Here is a 19,404-nt window from a genome sequence, read left to right on the forward strand (position 1 = left end):
AGGCCGCGCCGGGTCCCGATCAGGCCGCTCGCACCGTTCCGAGGAAGTGCGTCACCTCGCGGCCGAGGGTCTCGGCGTGGTGCGTCAGTTCGGACGCCGCCGTGAGGACTTGGTTCGCCGCGGCCCCGGTCTCCTTCGCGGCCTCCGCCACGCCGGAAATCGTGTCTGTCACCTTGCCCGCGCCCTGCGCGGCCTCTGCCACGTTGCGGACGATCTCCTGCGTGGCGGCCCCCTGCTCCTCGACCGCGGCGGCGATCCGGGTCGCGACGGCGCTGATCTCCTGGATGCGCCCGCTGATCCGGCCCATGGCCGCGACGGCGTCCCCCGTCGATCCCTGGATCCGGGCGATGTGGCTGCTGATCTCGTCGGTCGCCCGGGCGGTCTGGCCGGCCAGCGCCTTCACCTCCGCGGCGACCACGGCGAAACCGCGGCCGGCCTCACCGGCACGCGCCGCCTCGATCGTCGCGTTGAGCGCCAGCAGGTTGGTCTGCTCGGCGATGGCGGTGATCATCGTCACCACGTCGCCGATGCGGGCCGCCGCGCCGCTCAGATCCTGCACCAGATGGGCGGTGGATTCCGCGTCCTCGACGGCCGCTTGGGTCATCGCCGTGGAGCTTGAGACCTGACGGTCGATCTCCTGGACGGAGGTTCCGAGTTCCTCGGCGGCGGCGGCCGCGGTGTTGACGTTGGATGCTGCCGTGCCGGCCGCGCTCGCCACCAGCCGCGACCGGTCGGCCGTGCCGGTCGCCGCCGTGGTCATGGTCGAGGCCGTGCTCTGAAGCGCCGCCGCCGCCGTCGACACCGTGCCGATGATCCCGCCGACGGCATTCTCGAAAGCGTCGGCGATCTGGCGTATGCCGGCCCGCCGCTGCTCCTCGGCGATGGCGCGTGCCTGGGAAGCCTCTGCCTCAAGGGTCCGATTCCGGAGCAGTCCGTCCTTGAAGACCTGGACGGACGCGGCCATGGCGCCGATCTCGTCGCGCCGCTCCGCGCCGAAGACCGGTACGGTCAGGTCGTCCGCCGCCAAGCGTCTCATCATGTCCGTCAGAGACCGGATCGGCCGCGCCACCGAGCGCCAGACCCACCAGAGCGCCGCTCCCGCGGCGATCAGGCCGATCAGCAACAACCCCAGGGAGAAGATCCAGGCCGCCTGGTAGGCCGCGTCCGCGCGGCGCGTCGCCGTCTCGGTACCCTCAGCGTTTACCTTGGCGAGGTCCGCGAGCGCGTCGAAGCTGTCAACCAGCGGCGGTCGGGCGGGCGCGATCGCGTCGCGGGCCGCGTTCCGGTCTCCCCGCGCGACCGCGGCGACGATCGGCTCGCGCACGGACAGGTACGCCTTCCAACGCTTCTCGAACGCGTCCCACAATGCAGCCTCGCGGGGGGTGCCGACGCGGGCTCTGTATTGCCGGAACTTTCCCGGGATCAAGGCGTCCATCTCGATGAATTCGTTATCGAGGTCCCGGTTCTCGCCCGCGTCGACGGCGACGACCTTGCGGATGGTCGTGGTGTGATAGCGGAGAACTAGGAATTGGAGCGCGTCCAGCTCCCTGTCCTTCCGCAGCCAGGTCTCGCGCGCCTCCGGGCCTGACGACTCGATCGTCTTGAGCTGCACCAAATTGCCAACATCACCTATAATCAAGATCAAAAGTCCGATTATAGATGATAGCGCCAGCTTGAAAGCTATATTATTAAACCAAATCATCGTCAGCTCCATTGCGATCACACCGCGGATCTGGCAGAGCATGATGACATTTTGCCGTAAATGCTTGGTTTCTCGACGATACGTCCTATGGTTTGTCTGGTGAATTCTTGGCGCGCGGCCCTCAGGGTCGCAGCAACACCTTCCCCACCGCGGCCCTGCGGGTCAGCAGGCCGAAGGCCTCGGGGAACTCGGTCAGCGGATAGACTCCATGAACCTTCGCGGTGAGCTCGCCCTCCGCCACCCAGCCGAGGAGCTGGCGCTGGTCGGCCTGATGCGCCTCCGGCTCGCGGTCCAGAAAGGCGCCCCAGTGGACGCCCTGCACGTCGAGTTCCTTGAGGAGCATCAGGTTCAGGGGCAGCCGCGGGATCGCGCCGGCGGCGAATCCGATCACGAGGTAGCGCCCGCGCCAGCCGAGCGCCCGCAGGGCCGGCTCCGCGTAGGCGTCCCCGACCGCGTCGTAGACCACGTCCACCCCGCCGCCGCTGATTGCGCGCAGCTCGTCCTTGAGCGTCGCGGGGTCGTAGACCAGCGTCGCCTCGGCCCCGTGGGCGCGGGCGACCGCGAGCTTCTCCTCCGAGGAGGCGCAGGCGATCACCCGCGCGCCGATCAGCCGGCCGAGTTCCACCGCGGCGAGGCCGACGCCGCCGGAGGCGCCGAGGACCGCGAGCCACTCACCAGGCTGCAGCCGCGCCCGGTTCGCGAGCGCGTGGAGCGACGTCCCATACGTGATGGTGAGCCCAGCCGCCTGCTCGTCCGGAACGGCGTCCGGAACGGGCGTGAGCTTCCTGGCATCGACGGCGATCCGTTCCGCGCAGCAGCCGTGCCCAGCATGGACGATCACCCGGTCGCCCACCGCGACGCCCGAGCTTCCCTCGCCCAGGGCTTCCACCACGCCGACGCCCTCTCCGCCGGGGGAGAACGGCAGCGGCGGCTTCACCTGATAGCGGCCGGCGACGATGAGCGTATCGAAGAAGTTCAGCGCCGCGAGCCGGATCCGCACCAGGGCCTGCCCAGGGCCGGGCACCGGGTCGGGGCGCTCGGCGATCTCCAGATGCTCCGGCCCGTCGAGCCTCGTGCACAGCAGCGCCCGCATCGCGTATCTCCTCCCCGGCATTTGCCGGTCGATGAGGCCCGAACCGGCGGCGCGGTCAAGCCGTGCCGATCATCTCGCGGATGCGCGCGCCCAGCACCTCCACCACGAACGGCTTGGTGATGACCTGCATGCCGGGATCGAGCTGGCCGTTCCCGAACACGGCGTTCTCCGCGTAGCCGGTGATGAACAGCACCTTGAGCCCCGGCCTATTGACCCGACCGGCCTCGGCCATCTGGCGCCCGTTCATCCCGCCCGGGAGCCCGATATCGGTCACCAGCAGGTCGATGCGCACGTCGGATTGCAGCACCTTGAGGCCGGCGCTGCTGTCGGCGGCCTCGATGGGAGTGTAGCCGAGATCCTCCAGAACCTCGGTGATCAGCATCCGCACGGTCGGCTCGTCGTCCACCACCAGCACGGTCTCCCCTGGGGCGGCCCGCGGCGGCGCGCCGAACCCGGCGTGCGGATCCTCCTCCGCCGCCGCCCCGAGATGGCGCGGCAGGTAGAGGCACACCGTGGTGCCCTGGCCGACCTCCGAGTAGATCCGAACCTGCCCGCCCGATTGCTGCGCGAAGCCGTAGATCATCGAGAGGCCGAGACCGGTCCCCTGCCCCAGCGGCTTGGTCGTGAAGAACGGCTCGAAGACCTTGTCGACGATCTCCGGCGGCATGCCGGTGCCGCTATCGGTGACGCACAGCGACAGATACTGGCCCGCCGGCATGTCGTGGCGCCGGGCGGCGCGCTCGTCGAGCCACGCATTGGCCGTCTCGACGGTGATGCGTCCGCCCTCCGGCATCGCGTCCCGAGCGTTGATGCAGAGGTTCAGGAGCGCGTTCTCCAGCTGCGGCGGATCGACCAGGGCGGTCCAGAGGCCGGCGGCGCCGACTACCTCGACGACCACCGCGGGTCCCACGGTGCGCCGGATCAGCTCCTCCATGCCGGCGACCAAGCGGTTCACGTTGGTGGGCTTGGGGTCGAGGGTCTGGCGGCGCGAGAAGGCGAGCAGCCGATGAGTCAGGGCCGCGGCGCGCTTGGAGGCCCCCTGCGCGGCGTTGATGTAGCGGTCCACGTCCATCATGCGGCCCTGGCTCAGCCGGGTCTGCATGAGTTCCAGGGATCCCGAGATGCCGGCCAGCAGATTGTTGAAATCGTGCGCGATGCCGCCGGTGAGTTGCCCCACCGCCTCCATCTTCTGGGATTGGCGCAGGGCCTCCTCGGCGGCCGCCAGGGCGTCGGCGCGCTCGCGCTCGGCGGTGAAGTCGCGGCCGACGGCGTTGATCACCCCCTCGCCGGGCCGGGCGGCCCAGCTGATCCAGCGGTAGCTGCCGTCCCGGTGGCGGTAGCGGTTGTCGAATCGCGCGAGACTTGTCCCCTCGGCGAGTTGCCGCGCCCCCTCGATCGTGCGGGTCAGATCGTCTGGATGGACGAGACCCATGAGGTTCGTGCCGACGAGTTCGTCCGCGTGCCAGCCGAGCACCTCGGTCCAGGCGGGATTCACGGCGGTGATCGTCGCGTCGAACAGGCAGCGCAGCATCATGTCGGAGGAGAGCGTCCACAGGGCGTTGCGGTCGGCGGTGCGCTCCTCGACCTGACGCGCCAGGGTGGCGTTGAGGTTGCGCAGCTCCGCGAGCGCCATCTCGAGCTGAGCCTGGCTGTCCTTGAGGGCGGCGTCGGCGAGCACCCGGCCGGTGGTCTCGTTCGTGAGAATGAACAGCCCGGCGACCCTGCCCTCGGCATCGAGCACCCGCGAGTAGGAGAAGCTCCACCACGTCTCCCGAGCGCCCCGGTCGGTGTCGAGCTGCCATGGCAGATCGACGAAGCGCTCGGGCTGGCCGGCCATGGCGGCGTCGATGATCGGCTTCGCCTGCACCCAGGCATCGGCCCAGACCGCGTCGAACCGCGCGCCCATGGCCCAGGGCAGCCGGGGGCCGAGGAGCGGGAAGTAGGTGTCGTTGAAGAAGAAGTGGAGGTCGGGGCCCCAGGCCAGGATCATCGATTCCGGCGAGTTGAGCACGAGCGAGAGCGCCGCGCGCAACTCCGCCGACCACGTCTCCGGGGCACCGAGGGGATGGCCGGTCCAGTCGCGGGCGCGGATCATGGCCGCAGCTTCGCCGCCGCCGTCGAGGAAGGAGAGAAGATTGGTCACAAGCTACGAACGCGGCATGTCATGGGCGTACGGCGTATGAGCGTCGTCGGCGGCATCTCCAAGAGGCCCGCTCGCAGTTCAACGACGTCGTTTCGGAGCACCACCGTCCTCGCGAGCGGAGCGAAGCAACCCACGGCACCAGGACATTGGCAGGGGTAGCGCTGACCGGCTTGCTTCGCACCAGTTGCAAAGGGGTCGGCTTAACGTCGATCCGACCCGACCTGTCAATGCGCCTCTTGCCAGTTCCCAGCCGCCTTGGCCTCCACCACCAGCGGCACCCGCAGTGTCAGCGCGGGCGCCGGCGCCTCCTCCATCACCGAGGCGATCACCGGGATCGCCTTGTCCACCTCGTCCTCGGCGACCTCGAACACCAGCTCGTCGTGCACCTGCAGCAGCATCTGCGCCTTGAGCTTCTTGGCCGCCAGCGCCGTCTCCATCCGCGCCATGGCCCGGCGGATGATGTCGGCGGCCGAGCCCTGAATCGGCGCGTTGATCGCCTGCCGCTCGACGCTGGCGCGCTCGGACGGGTTGTTGGAGCGGATCTGCGGGTAGTGGCAGACCCGGCCGAACAGGGTCGTCACGAAGCCCTTGTCGCGGCAACTCTTCTTGGTCGTCTCGATGTAGTCTCGGATCCCCGGGAACTGCTCGAAATACTGCTTGATGAACGCCGAGGCCTCCTCGCGGCCGATCCCGAGCCGGTCGGCCAGCCCGAAGGCCGAGATGCCGTAGATGATGCCGAAATTGATGGTCTTGGCCCGCCGCCGCAGGTCGGGGGTCATGTCCTTGAGCGGCACGCCGAACATCGCCGAGGCGGTGGCCGCGTGGATGTCGATCCCGTCCTCGAAGGCCTTCCGGAGTTCCGGAATGTCGGCCATGTGGGCCAGGAGCCGCAACTCGATCTGCGAGTAGTCGGCCGAGATCAGCCGGTTGCCGGGCGCGGCCACGAAGGCGCGGCGGATGCGCCGTCCCTCCTCGGTGCGGATCGGGATGTTCTGCAGGTTCGGCTCGGATGAGGAGAGTCGCCCCGTCGTGGTCGCCGCCAGGGAGAACGACGTGTGGACCCGCGCGGTTTCGCGATCGGCATGGGTCTGGAGGGAGTCCGTGTAGGTGGATTTCAGCTTCGAGAGCTGGCGGTACTCTAGGATCTTCTTCGGAAGTTCGTGGCCCGCCTGGGCCAGCTCCTCCAGCAGCGTGGCAGGCGTCGCCCATTGGCCGGAGGGTGTCTTCTTGGCCCCCGGCAGGCCCATCTTGCCGAACAGGATGTCGCCGATCTGCTTCGGCGAGCCGACGGAGAACTTCTCGTCGGCATCCTCCTGGATCTCCTCCTCCAGGCGGACGAGGATCTGCGAGAAGTCGCCGGAGAGCCGGCTCAGCATGTCCCGGTCGACCCGGATGCCGCGCTGCTCCATCCGGGCGATCACCGGCAGAAGGGGCCGCTCCAATGTCTCGTAGACCGCGACCCGGTGCTCCGCCACGAGGCGCGGCTTCATCATCCGCCACAGGCGTAAGGTGACGTCCGCGTCCTCGGCCGCGTAGGCGGTGGCCTTATCGATGGCGACCCGGTCGAAGGTCACCTTGTTCCGGCCGGTGCCGGCGACATCGGAAAACGTGATCGGCTGGTGGCCGAGATGGCGGCGGGCAAGCTCGTCCATGCCGTGGCCGCCCTTGCCGGCGTCGAGCACGTAGGAGATCAGCATCGTGTCGTCGAACGGCGCCACCTCGATGCCGTAGCGGGCGAGCACGACCCAATCGTATTTCAGGTTCTGCCCGACCTTCAGGACGCCCGGATGCTCCAGGAGCGGCTTCAGCCGCGCGAGGGCCTCCTTGAGCGGGATCTGGCCCGGCACCGGCTCGACCACGTCGGAGGGCGCAGCGCCCTCGCCGAACAGGTCGGTGGCGTCGGCCTGCACCTTGGCGGCCTGGACGTGGGCGAGCGGGATGTAGCAGGCGCGGCCGGTCGCCACCGCCAGCGAGACGCCGACGAGGCCGGCCCTGTGGGCGTCGAGGGCATCGGTCTCGGTGTCAACCGCAATCACGCCGGCCTCTTCGGCCTCGGCGATCCATGCGTCGAGCTGCTCCAGGGTCGAGACCGTCTCGTAGGCCGCGGTGTCGAATGGCGCCACCGCCTCGGCGGCGCGTGCCGCCACCACGTTGCCTGGCGTCGCTTCGACGGGGGCCCGGGGCTTGGCGGGGGCGTCGGGCAGGTCGAGATCGGCGAAGGGGTCGACCTCGCCGCCCTCCGGAGGAGCCGCGCCCGGCGGGCGCTCGGCCCCGGCCGCCGCTGTCTCGGGATCCGGCGGCACGGAATCGCCGAAGAACGGCACTGCGTCGCTACCTCCCGCGCCGTTGCTGTAGGCATGCGGCCGGGCGCCCGGCAGGAGTCGCGGATCAGGCTTCACTGCCTCGGGGTCGACGTGCAGCATCTGGGCGATGCGGCGGGTGAGCGTGTTGAACTCCATCGCCTTCAGGAAGCCGACGAGCTTCTCCGGGTCGGGCTTGGGCACGCCGAGTTCGTCCAGCGGCACCGGGACCGGCACGTCCTCCATCAGTGCCACGAGCTTGCGCGAGAGCTTGGCCTGGTCGACGTTGGCCAGCAGCGTCTCCCGGCGCTTCGGCTGCTTGATCTCGCCGGCCCGCTCCAGCAGGGCCTCGAGGTTGCCGAACTCCTTGATCAGCGCCGCCGCGGTCTTGAGGCCGATGCCGGGCACGCCGGGCACGTTGTCGGAGGTGTCGCCGATCAGCGCCAGCGCGTCGCCGATCTGGTTCGGCTGCAGGCCCTCCCACTTGGCGATGATTGCCTCGACATCGAGGTTGCGCTCGGGCCGATAGCCGGGCTTGCCCTTGGCGCCCGACTCGAAATCGTAGAACCGCACCTGCGGCCCGACGAGCTGCATCAGGTCTTTGTCGGAGGAGACGATGATGACGCCCGCGCCCCGCGCCTCGGCTTGGCGGGTGTAGGTGGCGATGAGGTCGTCGGCCTCGTAGCGTTCCAGCTCCACCGCGTGCAGGCCGAAGGCGCGCACCGCGTCGCGCATCAGCGGCATCTGGCGCTTGAGGTCGTCGGGCGCGTCGGGGCGGTGGCCCTTGTAGTCCGGGAACATCTCCTTGCGGAACGAGCCCTCTGACTTGTCGAAGACGATGCCGAGATGGGTCGGCATCGTGCCGGCCGCGCCGTCTTGCAGGAACTGCGCGATCTTGGTGCAGAACAGCCGCACGGCGCCGGTGGGCAGGCCGTCGGAGGGGCGCGAATTGTACTTCTGGTCTTGATTGATCGACTGGAAATAGGCCCGGAAGATGAACGACGAGCCGTCGACCAGGATCACCTGATCGCCGGGGCCGACCTTCTTGGGACTTGCGGAGGCGGTCTCGGCAGTCATGAGGGTGAGCGTCTCGGGGTGATCAGGGGTCGGACATGCGGACCAGCGCGGCGCGGCAGGCCGCAATCAGCACAGGCAGCTCGTCGTGGACGGTGAGCCAGACGATGTCCAGCGTCACGCTATCGTAGCCGTGCCGATAGACGTTGCCCGCGCCCGCGATCCGGCGCCACGGCACGTCGGGATACCGGGCCTTCGTCCCGGCGCTGAGCCGGCGGCTTGCTTCGGAGATGATCTCCAGGCAGCGAATGACTTCGCAATGGGTCCGCTCGTCCGCCTCGAAGGTCGACGACGTGAACCCAGTGACGAAATCAACGGCCCGTTGTGCGTTGACGAGCCTGTCCGCGCCGGCGGCGCCGGCGCGCTCAGAAAGCGACGAGGGCATCGCACTCGGCTCGCTCCCGGATCCGCCTCTTCAGGCCTTTGCGGTTCGCAATGTCGACTCGGATCGGAAACAGATCATCGATGAACTGGCACAGCCCGACGTAGCCGTAGACACCGCCTACGCGACCGGTGCGTCGATCTCGATCATCACGTCGACGTCGCTCTCCGCATGCGCCTCCCCCCGGGCGACGGATCCGAACAAGGCTGCGTGCAGCACCCCGCGGCGGCGCAGTTCCGCCTCGTTGGCGCGCAGGATGTCGAGGGCGGCGAGCTTGTCCAGGGCAGCGAACCGGAGGGATTCGGCGCCTGCCAGCATAGCAGAACCGCGAGGTTGGAAGATCACGCCGCGAGCTCCCGCCCCAGCGCCTGCACCCGGCGCAGGTCGTCCACGAAGGCCGCGTAGGCCTCCTCCTTCGCCTCGTCGGGCAGGCGCAGCAGGTAGGACGGGTGGACCGTGATGAAGCCCTGGAAGCGGTTGTCGTGCCGGTCGAACCGGAACGGGCCGCGCGCCCGGGTGATCGGCACCGCCTTGCCGGTCAGCGCCAGCACGGCCGTCGCGCCAAGGGCAACGACCAGCTTCGGGGCCACGAACTCGAGCTCCCGGTCGAGCCACCAGCGATAATGGCTGACCTCACCGGCCGTCGGCTTCTGGTGGATGCGGCGCTTGCCGCGCTCCTCGAACTTGAAGTGCTTGACCGCATTCGTCAGGTAGCTCACCCCACGGTCGATCCCGGCCTCCGCCATGGCGCGGGACAGGAGCTGCCCGGCCGGCCCGACAAACGGGCGGCCCTGCCGGTCCTCTTGGTCGCCGGGCTGCTCGCCCACGAAGGCGACCGTGGCGCCGACCGGCCCCTCGCCGAGCACCGCCTGAGTCGCGCCCGGCACGAGCGGCTCGGTCCGCCGGATGATCGCGTTCAGCTCGTCGAGGCTCTTGGGATCCTGATCGGCCATGGCGGCGACGGCGCGGGCGGGTTCGCGGCGTGTGGGCATGGTCGGCTCCCTCTCGATCATCGCTTCGGTGCGTCCGGCCGCGGCCCGGACGAGGGCGGGGATCGCGGCGGTCTCGGGCATGTTGTGCCAGTACTTCTTGGGCATCTCGGCCCGCATGGCCTTCAGATTGGTGCGGGCCGGGTTGAACGTGCTCTCGTAGTAAGTCTGCCAGCCGGCCTCGAAGCCGTCGCCCTCGGGCAGCTGCGCCCGGTCGCCCGGCGGCCCGAAGGTCAGGGTCTCGGTATCCCAATGGGCCGAGCCTTCGGGCGTCAGGATCGACCAGCGCATGCCGCGGAAGCGGCTGACGAAGAACGGAGCCGCTGCCTCCAGGATGTGGTGATCCGGCTCGAACCACGCGACGTAATGCTCGCCGCCGCTGTCCTCGGCCCGGCGGAAGCGCAGGAAAGCATGCATCTTGTGGAGGTCGCGCCCGATCGCCTTCGCCATCCGGTGCAGGCGGTGGACCAGCGGATCGCTGCCCACCTCCATCAGGTGCCGCTCGCCGTGGCAGACGCGCCAGATCAGCGCGTAGAGCAGGCCATAGCGCTCGGGATCGCGGTGGGGGATCACCTGCGGGATCAAAGCGGCGACGGGTTTCGGAAGGGTGAGCGGCGCGGCGGCAGTATGATCCGCCTCGGCGCCGAACAGGCCGGGGGCGTCCGTCACCGACCACGCCACCACCTCTGGCGGAACGCCATGTGCGACGAGGCCGCGGACGGCCTTGCGGAAGCCGTCGAAGTCGGCGCCCGGACGCAGGGTGATGGTACGCGGCGCGCGCGCCTCCCCTTCCCCCTCTGCGGGGGAGGGTAGCCCTCGCGTCAGCGAGGGTCGGGCCGGGACGAAGTCCCGCAAGAGGGGAGCGAGGCTTCCGGAAAAGGCAAGCCCGGCGGGCGCGCCAGCGCCTCTTCCTGCGCCGTCGCTCCCCGCTCCCGACGCGCTTCGCGGGCCACCCTCCCCCGCAGAGGGGGAAGGGAGAGGCTTGGTTCCAGGCCTCATCAGAACAGGCTCAGCTGCGTCGCCGGCTCGACCAGCCGCGCTCGTAGATCGAGCCGGTCGGTCAGCCCGATCGGGCGGTGATCGGCTGCAACGAGGAACGGCCGCGCCCGCTTCAGGCCCGAGGTCAGCCGGGCGACGTCATCCAGGCGCAGGGTGGCGTGGCGGCGTGCCTTGACGATCTTGTCCACCGCCCGTGCGCCGAGCCCCGGCACGCGCAGCAGCCATTCCCGGTCGGCTTTGTTCACGTCCACCGGGAATTTGTCGCGATGCTTTAGTGCCCAGGCGAGCTTCGGGTCGATGTCGAGGGCGAGCATGCCGCCCTCGGAGGCGTCCGCGACCTCGTCGGGCGTGAATTCGTAATACCGCAGAAGCCAGTCGGCTTGGTACAGCCGGTGCTCCCGCTGGAGCGGCGGCGGCTTCGGCGGCAGGATCGCGGAGCCGTCCGGGATCGGGCTAAAGGCGGAATAATAGACCCGCTTCAGGCCGACGCTGCCGTAGAGCAGCGCGCTCTTGCGGATCAGCGCCTCGTCGGTGGTGGAATCCGCGCCCACGATCACCTGCGTCGAGTGGCCGGCGGGGGAGAAGCGGCGCTTCTCGGCCTTGGCCTGCACGATGCGCTCGCCGATCTGAGCCATGGCGCCCTGGATCGCGGCACCGTCCTTCTCGGGGGCGAGGCGCTCAAGGCTGGCCTCGGTCGGCAGCTCGACGTTGATCGACAGGCGATCGGCGTAGAGGCCGGCCTCCTCGATCAGCCAGGGACTCGCCTCGGGGATCGACTTCAGGTGGATGTAGCCGGCGAAGCCATGGTCGCGCCGGAGCGATTTCGCCACCCGCGTCAGCAGCTCCATCGTGTGGTCGGGCGACTTGATGATGCCCGAGGAGAGAAACAATCCCTCGATGTAGTTCCGCCGGTAGAAATTCAGGGTGAGGTTGACGACTTCCTCGACCGAGAACTTCGCCCGCCTGACGTTCGAGGAGCGCCGATTGATGCAGTAGGCGCAGTCGAACAGGCACCAGTTGGTCAGCAGGATCTTGAGCAGCGAGACGCAGCGCCCGTCCGGCGTATAGGCGTGGCAGATCCCGGCTCCGGTCGTGGAGCCGAGCCCGTCCTTGCCCGCAGCCCGCTTCGGCGCGGCCGAGGAGGCGCAGGAGGCATCGTACTTCGCGGCATCCGCCAGGATGCGCAACTTCTTGGCGAGAGCTTCGTCCATCGAACAGACAATGAACAACCCGGCCGAAGGTGCAAGCGCGGCCGCTCATTCAACCCGAGCCGCGATGCCGCACCCGTCACGCCGGAGCATCGCCCTCGTCGTCGACCACCCGTCGGGCGAGATCGTACGCGAAGCCGGCGCGCGCCAGGGCAGCCAGATCCCGGTCTCGATAGGCGGCCCGCTGATCCGGACGGCGGTGCGGGCCGAGCCGCCGCCGTTTGGCGTAGGCCCGGGCCGCCTGATCCTCAATCCCCTGCGCCTCCCCGTCGGCCAGGGCGTCGCGTTCCGCCTGCATGGCGGCCTCGACTACGTCGCGTGGGACGCCCTTGGCGGCGAGCTTGGCCGAGACGCCGCGGCTCGACGTGCCGCGGCGTCGCAGGGTGGCGAGGCGCATGTCGGCGAAGCGCGTGTCGTCCACGAGACCCGCCGAGACCGCCCGCGCCACGGTCGCGGTGACGAGGTCCGCGAAGGCCGCGGGGTCCTCGCCCCGGGCGCGGGCGCGCTTCTGGACGCGTCGCGCGAGGGTCCGGCGCAGCATCTCGGTCGAGGCGCTGTAGCGCTCTAGGTAATGAAGTGCTGCCCGCTCGAGCCAGGCCGGGTTCACCGGCCCCGGAGGTTTGATCTCCCGCTCACGGCGCTCTGGCGCGGATCCTGCAACGTTTGGCGGTTTCACCGGTTCTTCACGATCTCGACAGGTTTGCGTTCCATGACTCGGGTATGGAACGCGCGCAACGCGACAGGCTCGGCCATGGCCCGAACCACCGTTCTTCGTCCGGTCCCCCGCAGAACCGATGGCGGAGGCGCCTCCATGCCGCGGCGGCATCCCTGATGCGGCGCGAGTGGCTCCTGGTCCTGGTGGCCCTGGGGCTGGCCGCGGTCGCGGCCGGGATCGTCTATCTCTCGCGCCCGAATACCCTCACGGTGGCGGTCGGGCCGCAGGACGGGCCGGAGGCGGCGCTGATCGAGGCCTACGCCAACGCCCTCGACCGGGCTCGCGAAGATGTGCGCCTCAAGGTGGTGCGCTACGGCGACGTCCGCGACAGCGCCATGGCGCTCCAGCGGAACAAGGCTGACCTCGCCGTGGTGCGGCCGGACGTATTCTTGCCCGAGAACGGCCTGACGCTGGCGATCCTGCACGACGAGGCCCTGGTCATCGCGGCGCCCGAGGCGGCCGACATCGACGATGTCCCCGCACTGGCGCGCAAACGCCTCGGCATCGTGGTGCGGCACAGCGCCGACCTGTCCTTCCTGACAAACCTTCTCTCCTTCTACGACCTTGTGCCGGACACGCCCAGCGCGGATGCTGCGGAGGACGGTCAGGGGGCCAGTGAGCCCGAGGCCGCCGCGGGCCACGTCGTCGTGGTGCCCCTCAAGGTCGGCGAGGTCACGGCCGCGCTCACCGACAAGCGCGTCGACGCGGTCGCGGTGATCGCGAGCCCCGCCTCGAAGGCGGCCGCCGCCATGGTGCGGGCCGTCGAGCTCGGCGCGCCGGACCGCAAGATCGGCTTCGTCTCGATCCCGGACGGGGACGCGATCCTGCAGCGCTTCCCAGAGCTCCAAGCGGTGACCATCCCGGCCGGGACCTTCGGGGGCCGCCCGAAACGCCCCGACGAGGAGGTCAAGACCGTCGGCGCCTCGTACCGCCTGATGGCCCGCGGCACGGTGAGCCGAGTCGCGGTCGCCTCGGCGACGCAGCACCTGTTCGAGTGGCGCTCGCGGCTCGCCTCGGCGGCCCCCGTCGCCAAGCTGATGAAGGCGCCGGACTTCGACACCACGGTGGCAGCAACCTCCGCGCGCCTGCCGAACCACCCCGGCGCGGTCGACTATTTCGAGCGCGAGCAGCAGACCTTCCTCGACCGCTACGAGGATTACATCTACCTGTTAGCCTTCTTCGGCGGCACGATCGGCTCCGGCTTCGCCTGGCTCGGACAGCGGCTGGCCCGCAAGCGTCGGGAGCGTGTGGACTTCGTTCTCGACCGCCTCCTCGACATCATGCGCGAGGTGCGCGCGGCGACGAGCAGCGCCGAACTCGACACCATCGCGGTCGAGACCGACGGGCTGGTGGCCGACGTGGTCTGCTACGCCCGTGAGCGCAGCATCGACGCCCGCACGGTGAGCGCGCTGATCCTGGCGGTCGACGGCGTCCACGCCGCCATCGCGGATGCGCGGCGGCAGATGAGCGAGGCCGAGCCGCGGGCGGCCGGCCGCAACCGGACCGCGCGGTTGCTGGCCCTCGACCTCCCGGCTGCGGAGTAGTGGTCGGCAGCCCGCGCAGCCCGCGGCGTCGGGTGCATCCTCCCGTGGCTGGCGGCGTAGGCATATCATGCTAACGGGAGCCATGTTCGATCCCGTCGCCGCCCTCGACACGGTCCTGGAGAACCTCGACCGGGAGGCCCGCGAGCCCACCAAGCTCCGGGCCGCGCTGGTGCCGCAGCTGCGCCGGGTGATCGAGGAGGGTCACCGCGCCGCCGAGGCGCAGCTCCTCGAGGACCGCAACGGGCTGCGCTGCGCCCAGACGCTCTCGGCGCTGACCGACGCCGTGGTCCGGGCGATCCACGACGCCGTGGTCTGGCGGCTCTACCCCAACGACAACCCCACCACCGGCGAGCAGCTCGCCGTGGTCGCCACCGGCGGCTACGGCCGGGGCACGATGGCGCCGGGCTCGGACATCGATCTGCTGTTCCTGCTCCCCTACAAGCAGACCGCGTGGTCGGAGAGCGTGGTCGAGGGCATGCTCTACGTCCTCTGGGACCTGAAGCTGAAGGTCGGCCACGCAACCCGCTCGGTGGAGGAGTGCCTGCGTGAGGCGCGGGCCGACATGACAATCCGCACCGCCCTCCTGGAGGCGCGGTACCTGTTCGGCACGCGCACCCTCTACGAGGAGCTGGTGACGCGCTTCGACGCGGAGCTGGTGGTCGGCTCGGCCTCCGAGTTCGTGGACGCCAAGCTGCGCGAGCGCGACATGCGCGTCTCGAAGGCCGGTTCCTCGCGCTACCTCGTCGAACCCAACGTCAAGGACGGCAAGGGCGGTCTGCGTGACCTGAACACGCTGTTCTGGATCGCCAAGTACACCTACCGGGTGCGCGACCAGATCGAACTCGTCAGCGCCGGCCTGTTCACGCCCGAGGAATACGCGCTGTTCGAGCGCTGCGAGGAGTTTCTGTGGCGGGTGCGCTGCCACATGCACTTCGCCACGAAGCGCGCGGAGGAGCGCCTGTCCTTCGGCCTGCAGCCGCGGATCGCCGAGCGCTTCGGATACGAGGCGCGGGGCGGCCTTTCCGGCGTCGAGCGCTTCATGAAGGCCTATTTCCGCATCGCCAAGGATGTCGGCGACCTGACCGCCATCGTCTGCGCGGAGCTGGAGGCGCGCCACGCCAAGCGCACGCCGGTGCTGGACCGCTGGATCGGGCGTTTCCGCGACCGCTTCCGCGCCACCGCCATGGAGGCGGAGGACTTCTGGATCGATCACGGCCGCGTGAACCTGCGCGCGGAGGACGCCTTCGAGCGCGACCCCGTCAATCTGATCCGGCTGTTCTGGCTCGCGGACCGGCACAACCTCGCGATCCACCCGGACGCCAAGCGCCTCGCCAGCCGCTCCCTGCGGCTCGTCAACCCGTCGCTGCGCGGGGACCCGGAGGCGAACCGCCTGTTCCTCGACATCCTGACTTCCCGGAACGCCCCCGAGGAGGCGCTGAGAGAGATGAACGAGGCGGGGGTGCTCGGCCGTTTCATCCCGGATTTCGGCCGCATCGTCGCGATGATGCAGTTCAACATGTACCACCACTTCACGGTGGACGAGCACCTGCTGCGCACGGTCGGCGTGCTGGCCGACATCGAATCGGGCCGCAACCAGGAGACCTATCCGCTGGTCTCGCGCCTCGTGCATTCGATTCACAACCGCACGGCGCTCTACGTGGCGATCCTGCTGCACGACATCGCCAAGGGCCGCCCGGAGGATCACTCGATCGCCGGTGCCGCCATCGCCGAGAAGCTCTGCCCGCGCTTCGGCCTCAACCAGGCCGAGACCGAGACGGTGCGCTGGCTGGTGGAGCACCACCTGCTCATGTCGATGACCGCGCAGAGCCGCGACCTATCGGACGCGAAGACGATCGAGCGCTTCGCCGCCAGCGTGCAGAGCCTGGAGCGGCTGAAGCTCCTGACCATCCTGACGGTGGCCGACATCACGGCGGTGGGCCCCGGGGTCTGGACGGCCTGGAAGGGCACCCTGGTCCGCACCCTGTACGACGAGACCGAGGTCTACCTGTCGGGGGGCCATTCCGAGATCGCCCGCACCGACAGGGTGCGCCTCGTCCAGATGAGCCTGCGCGAGCAGCTTCCGGCCTGGGCCTCCGAGGAGTTCGACGCCTACGCGGCCCGACACGGGCAGGCGTACTGGCTCAAGGTCGACGGCACGCGCCAGATCAAGAACGCCATCTTCCTGCGCGACGCGCTGCGCGACGGCCGGACCAGCGCCACCGACGTGGCCCTCGACCCGGTGCGCGGCGTCACCGAGATCACGATCTACTCGCCGGATCACCCGCGCCTGCTCGCCATCATCACCGGGGCCTGTGCGGCCGCGGGCAGCAACATCGTCGACGCGCAGATCTTCACAACCACCGACGGGTTCGCCCTCGACACGATCTTCATCTCCCGCGCGTTTGAGCGGGACGAGGACGAGCTGCGACGGACCAAGCGGGTCACGGCAGCGATCGAGCGGGCCCTCAAGGGCGAGATTCGAATCGCCGACCTCGTCGCCGACAAGCATCCGCAGACCAGCACGCGGGCCAAGACTTTCCCGGTGCCTCCGGACGTGACGATCGACAACGCCCTGTCAAGCCGGGAGACCGTCGTCGAGGTCACGGGCCTGGACCGCCCCGGCCTGCTCTACGAGCTGACCTCCGCCTTCGGCCGCCTCTCGCTCAACATCACCTCGGCCCACGTCGCGACCTTCGGCGAACGGGCCGTTGACGTCTTCTACGTCACCGATCTGACCGGCACCCGCGTCACCCAGCCCGACCGGCAGGCGGCCATCCGCAGCGCCGTCATGGAGGTCTTCGCCGGCGACGTCGCCGCCCTCAAGGCCGAGGGACTGGAAGCCCTCGTGGCGGCGCCGCCGCCGCGCGAAGCCTGACGGCCGGGTTGATTTCGCAGGCCCGCGGCCAGATATCTGCGCCGGTCCCGTCGGCCCCCGAACCACCCTGCCCTCACGACTGAATCGCGATGACGAGCAACGACATGCCCCAGGATGACCAGCGCCAGACCACGGTGGAAGCCGGCGCCGGCGCCGCGCAAGACGCCGCGCCGAACGGCCATGGCGCCGAGGCCACCGTCGATCCCGTAGCCGAGGCCCTCGCCCTGCTGACGGCCGAGCGCGACGAGTTGAAGGACCGGATGCTGCGCACGCTCGCCGAGATGGAGAACCTGCGCCGCCGGACCGAGCGCGAAGTGGCGGATGCCCGCGCCTACGCGGTCACCAACTTCGCGCGGGACGTGCTGAACGTCGCCGACAACATCCGCCGCGCCCTCGACAGCGTCCCGGCCGACGCGAAGGCGACGGCCGACGGCGCGCTGAAGGGCCTGATCGACGGGATCGAGCTCACCGAGCGCGACCTCGCCAAGACGCTGGAGCGCCACGGTGTGAAGATCGTCGAGCCCGAGGGCCAGAAGTTCGATCCGAACCGCCACCAGGCGATGTTCGAGGTGCCGAACCCGGAGGTTCCCGCCGGCACCGTCGTGCAGGTCGTCCAGGCCGGCTACGTCATCGGCGAGCGCGTCCTGCGTCCGGCCCTGGTCGGCGTGGCCAAGGGCGGCCCGAAGGCGGCGGCGAGCCCGGCCGACGCCGCCTGATAGCCCCGCGGCCTGCCCTACTGACAGGGCAGCGCCGTGGCGAAATCCGAGATGAACTGCGCCGTCTGCCGGATCTGAGCGGGCGTGCGCGGGTCGCGGGCGACGGCACCGGCCTCGACTTGGAGACGCCGGTGGCAGGCGCAGCTCGTCAGGATTCCCGAGGACGGTTCGGTCGAGCAGGCATCATGGTGCGCGCAGGCGAGGTCCAGCGCGTCGATCGGCGGGTAATCGGGACCGCGACTCCCCGGTCCGCAGAAATTGCCGTAGATCAGGAGCGCCCCGCGCCCGGACGGCCCGGGCGGGACAATGTCCTGCGCCCGCGCGGGCGCCCCGCAGGCGAAGAGCGCGGCTATCAGCGTCGCGACGATGGTCAGGCTGGGAGCGTTCACGGCCGATCCTGTCGGGAATGCCTCCTGGCACCGCGCGGTGGTCCCGTGCGGGGTCCGGCATCCGCGACTCCGACCGGTGGCGGACAGCGTCCGCCGGCGGAGCGAGTCCCGGAGCCGAACGACCTGCATAGCGCCCCAGCGGAGCTGAGCCGTCAAGATCTGCAGAACTCAATATTGTCTAGAATCGGTAATTCACACCCGCTCGAACCAGAGCGAATCCCGAGTCTTGTTTGCCGGCACCGTAATACGCGGGAGTGCTGGTGTTGTAGTATGTCGTTCCGGCGAACCCGCGGTCGAGGTGGAGGTATAGCGCCTCGATCTTTGCGGAGAGCTTCTCGGTGAAGGCGTACTCGATGCCGCCGCCAGCCGCGTAGCCGGTCCGGTCGGTCCCGGGCAGCGTGTAGGGGTAGGACGCGGCGTAGGACGAGCGGGAGCCGCCGCCATACGCGAAGCCGCCGGTTCCGTAGACCAGCACCCGGTCGAAGGCGTAACCGAGGCGGCCGCGCACCGTCCCGAAATAATCGAGGCTCGGACGAACGCTGTAGTACGGCGTCGAGCCGAGATAGGCGGCGTCCGCCTTGGCGAGGGAAGCGCCCTGGATGTCGGTCTCGAAGCCGACCACGAAGCCGGAGCCGGGCGTGAATTGATAATTGTACCCGATCTGTCCGCCGCCGGCGAAGCCGCCGGAGCGGCTCCCGCCCGTCACCGCGCCGTAGGTCGGGTCGGTGTAGCCGCTGCTTCCCGAGGGGAACGCGTATCCCGCGTTCAGACCGGCGTAGAAGCCCGTCCAGGTGAAGACCGGCAGCGTCGGCGGAAGCGGCGGAGGCGGCACGCGACGGGGCAAATCCGCCGCTTGGGCAACGGACGCGATCAGGCCTGCCGCGGCACCGAGGAGCACGGCCCGGTAGAATGTCGTCATGGGGGGATCTCGGGTTGGAGCGGCGGAGCCGCGGGGTCAGAGAGCCAGCAGGAGCAGGCCCACGACGGTGACGGAGAGGATGAGGCAGAGCGCCAGATCGAGGATCGGGGCGCCACCGCAGGTGGGCGCCGGCCGCGCGGAGTCGTCGCCGGCACCGAACAGGGCGATCACGCGCGCACCTCCGGCAGACTGGAGACTCCCGCGGCAGTTTTCACGGCTCGCAGGGCGCGTTTCGGCGTGACGGCACCCGAGGGTACCGCCGCCCCGTCTGAGGGGTTGACGGGAGCGGCGGTCTGCGGCGCCCTCGGTACGCCGGCGCGGTGGACCGTATCCGCATAAGCGATTCCGAGGGCGGG

The 19,404-nt window shown here is 69.7% G+C and carries 15 protein-coding genes; 3 read left to right on the forward strand and 12 right to left on the reverse strand.

The window, feature by feature from the left end; translation table 11 throughout:
* Positions 1-19: 19 nt before the first annotated feature.
* From ACLBX9_RS19135 to ACLBX9_RS19175, 9 genes are all read right to left on the reverse strand, one after another.
* Positions 20-1,714 carry a HAMP domain-containing methyl-accepting chemotaxis protein gene (locus ACLBX9_RS19135; RefSeq protein ID WP_447720053.1) on the reverse strand — a complete coding sequence of 565 codons (1,695 nt, stop codon included), beginning with the start codon at positions 1,712-1,714 and terminating at the stop codon, positions 20-22.
* 109 nt (positions 1,715-1,823) lie between these two features.
* On the reverse strand, positions 1,824-2,795 hold the full coding sequence (locus ACLBX9_RS19140; RefSeq protein ID WP_447720054.1) for an NADPH:quinone oxidoreductase family protein: 972 nt from the start codon (positions 2,793-2,795) through the stop codon (positions 1,824-1,826).
* A gap of 55 nt (positions 2,796-2,850) precedes the next feature.
* A complete protein-coding gene (locus tag ACLBX9_RS19145) occupies positions 2,851-4,938 on the reverse strand; it encodes an ATP-binding protein (protein WP_447720055.1) in 2,088 nt (695 codons plus the stop codon).
* A 224-nt stretch (positions 4,939-5,162) separates the two neighbouring features.
* Complete coding sequence (polA, locus tag ACLBX9_RS19150; RefSeq protein ID WP_447720056.1) at positions 5,163-8,315, reverse strand: DNA polymerase I; 3,153 nt, start codon at positions 8,313-8,315, stop codon at positions 5,163-5,165.
* 22 nt (positions 8,316-8,337) lie between these two features.
* A complete protein-coding gene (locus ACLBX9_RS19155; protein ID WP_447720057.1) occupies positions 8,338-8,697 on the reverse strand; it encodes a HepT-like ribonuclease domain-containing protein in 360 nt (119 codons plus the stop codon).
* Between the two features lie 117 nt (positions 8,698-8,814).
* The gene (locus ACLBX9_RS19160; RefSeq protein WP_447720058.1) at positions 8,815-9,039 is read right to left on the reverse strand and encodes a nucleotidyltransferase family protein; all 225 of its coding nucleotides are present in this window, start codon (positions 9,037-9,039) and stop codon (positions 8,815-8,817) included.
* Positions 9,036-10,508, reverse strand: coding sequence for a UdgX family uracil-DNA binding protein (locus tag ACLBX9_RS19165; RefSeq protein WP_447720180.1), 1,473 nt, complete (start codon positions 10,506-10,508; stop codon positions 9,036-9,038). Before ACLBX9_RS19165 ends, ACLBX9_RS19160 begins: the two co-directional genes overlap by 4 nt.
* Before the next feature lie 173 nt (positions 10,509-10,681).
* Positions 10,682-11,893 (reverse strand): putative DNA modification/repair radical SAM protein, encoded by a 1,212-nt coding sequence (locus tag ACLBX9_RS19170; RefSeq protein WP_447720059.1) that lies wholly within the window; start codon positions 11,891-11,893, stop codon positions 10,682-10,684.
* A gap of 76 nt (positions 11,894-11,969) precedes the next feature.
* On the reverse strand, positions 11,970-12,497 hold the full coding sequence (locus ACLBX9_RS19175; protein ID WP_447720181.1) for a regulatory protein RecX: 528 nt from the start codon (positions 12,495-12,497) through the stop codon (positions 11,970-11,972).
* A 224-nt stretch (positions 12,498-12,721) separates the two neighbouring features.
* Between ACLBX9_RS19175 and ACLBX9_RS19180 the strand changes: the two genes are divergently transcribed.
* The 3 genes from ACLBX9_RS19180 to grpE all read left to right on the forward strand — a co-directional run bounded on the left by ACLBX9_RS19180 (position 12,722) and on the right by grpE (position 17,740).
* Positions 12,722-14,149: a TAXI family TRAP transporter solute-binding subunit gene (locus tag ACLBX9_RS19180; protein ID WP_447720060.1), complete on the forward strand. Its 1,428-nt coding sequence runs from the start codon at positions 12,722-12,724 to the stop codon at positions 14,147-14,149.
* A gap of 82 nt (positions 14,150-14,231) precedes the next feature.
* Positions 14,232-17,024 carry a [protein-PII] uridylyltransferase gene (locus ACLBX9_RS19185; RefSeq protein WP_447720182.1) on the forward strand — a complete coding sequence of 931 codons (2,793 nt, stop codon included), beginning with the start codon at positions 14,232-14,234 and terminating at the stop codon, positions 17,022-17,024.
* Between the two features lie 104 nt (positions 17,025-17,128).
* On the forward strand, positions 17,129-17,740 hold the full coding sequence (gene grpE, locus ACLBX9_RS19190) for a nucleotide exchange factor GrpE (RefSeq protein ID WP_010684633.1): 612 nt from the start codon (positions 17,129-17,131) through the stop codon (positions 17,738-17,740).
* A gap of 17 nt (positions 17,741-17,757) precedes the next feature.
* Here grpE and ACLBX9_RS19195 read toward each other — a convergent pair whose 3' ends face one another.
* From ACLBX9_RS19195 to ACLBX9_RS19205, 3 genes are all read right to left on the reverse strand, one after another.
* Positions 17,758-18,129 (reverse strand): hypothetical protein, encoded by a 372-nt coding sequence (locus ACLBX9_RS19195; protein WP_010684632.1) that lies wholly within the window; start codon positions 18,127-18,129, stop codon positions 17,758-17,760.
* Positions 18,130-18,307: 178 nt separating this feature from the next.
* Positions 18,308-19,048 (reverse strand): outer membrane protein, encoded by a 741-nt coding sequence (locus ACLBX9_RS19200; RefSeq protein ID WP_447720061.1) that lies wholly within the window; start codon positions 19,046-19,048, stop codon positions 18,308-18,310.
* Positions 19,049-19,084: 36 nt separating this feature from the next.
* Positions 19,085-19,219, reverse strand: a complete 135-nt coding sequence (locus ACLBX9_RS19205) for a hypothetical protein (protein ID WP_447720062.1) — start codon at positions 19,217-19,219, stop codon at positions 19,085-19,087.
* Positions 19,220-19,404: the final 185 nt, after the last annotated feature.

It is taken from the genome of Methylobacterium sp. A49B, assembly GCF_053346215.1.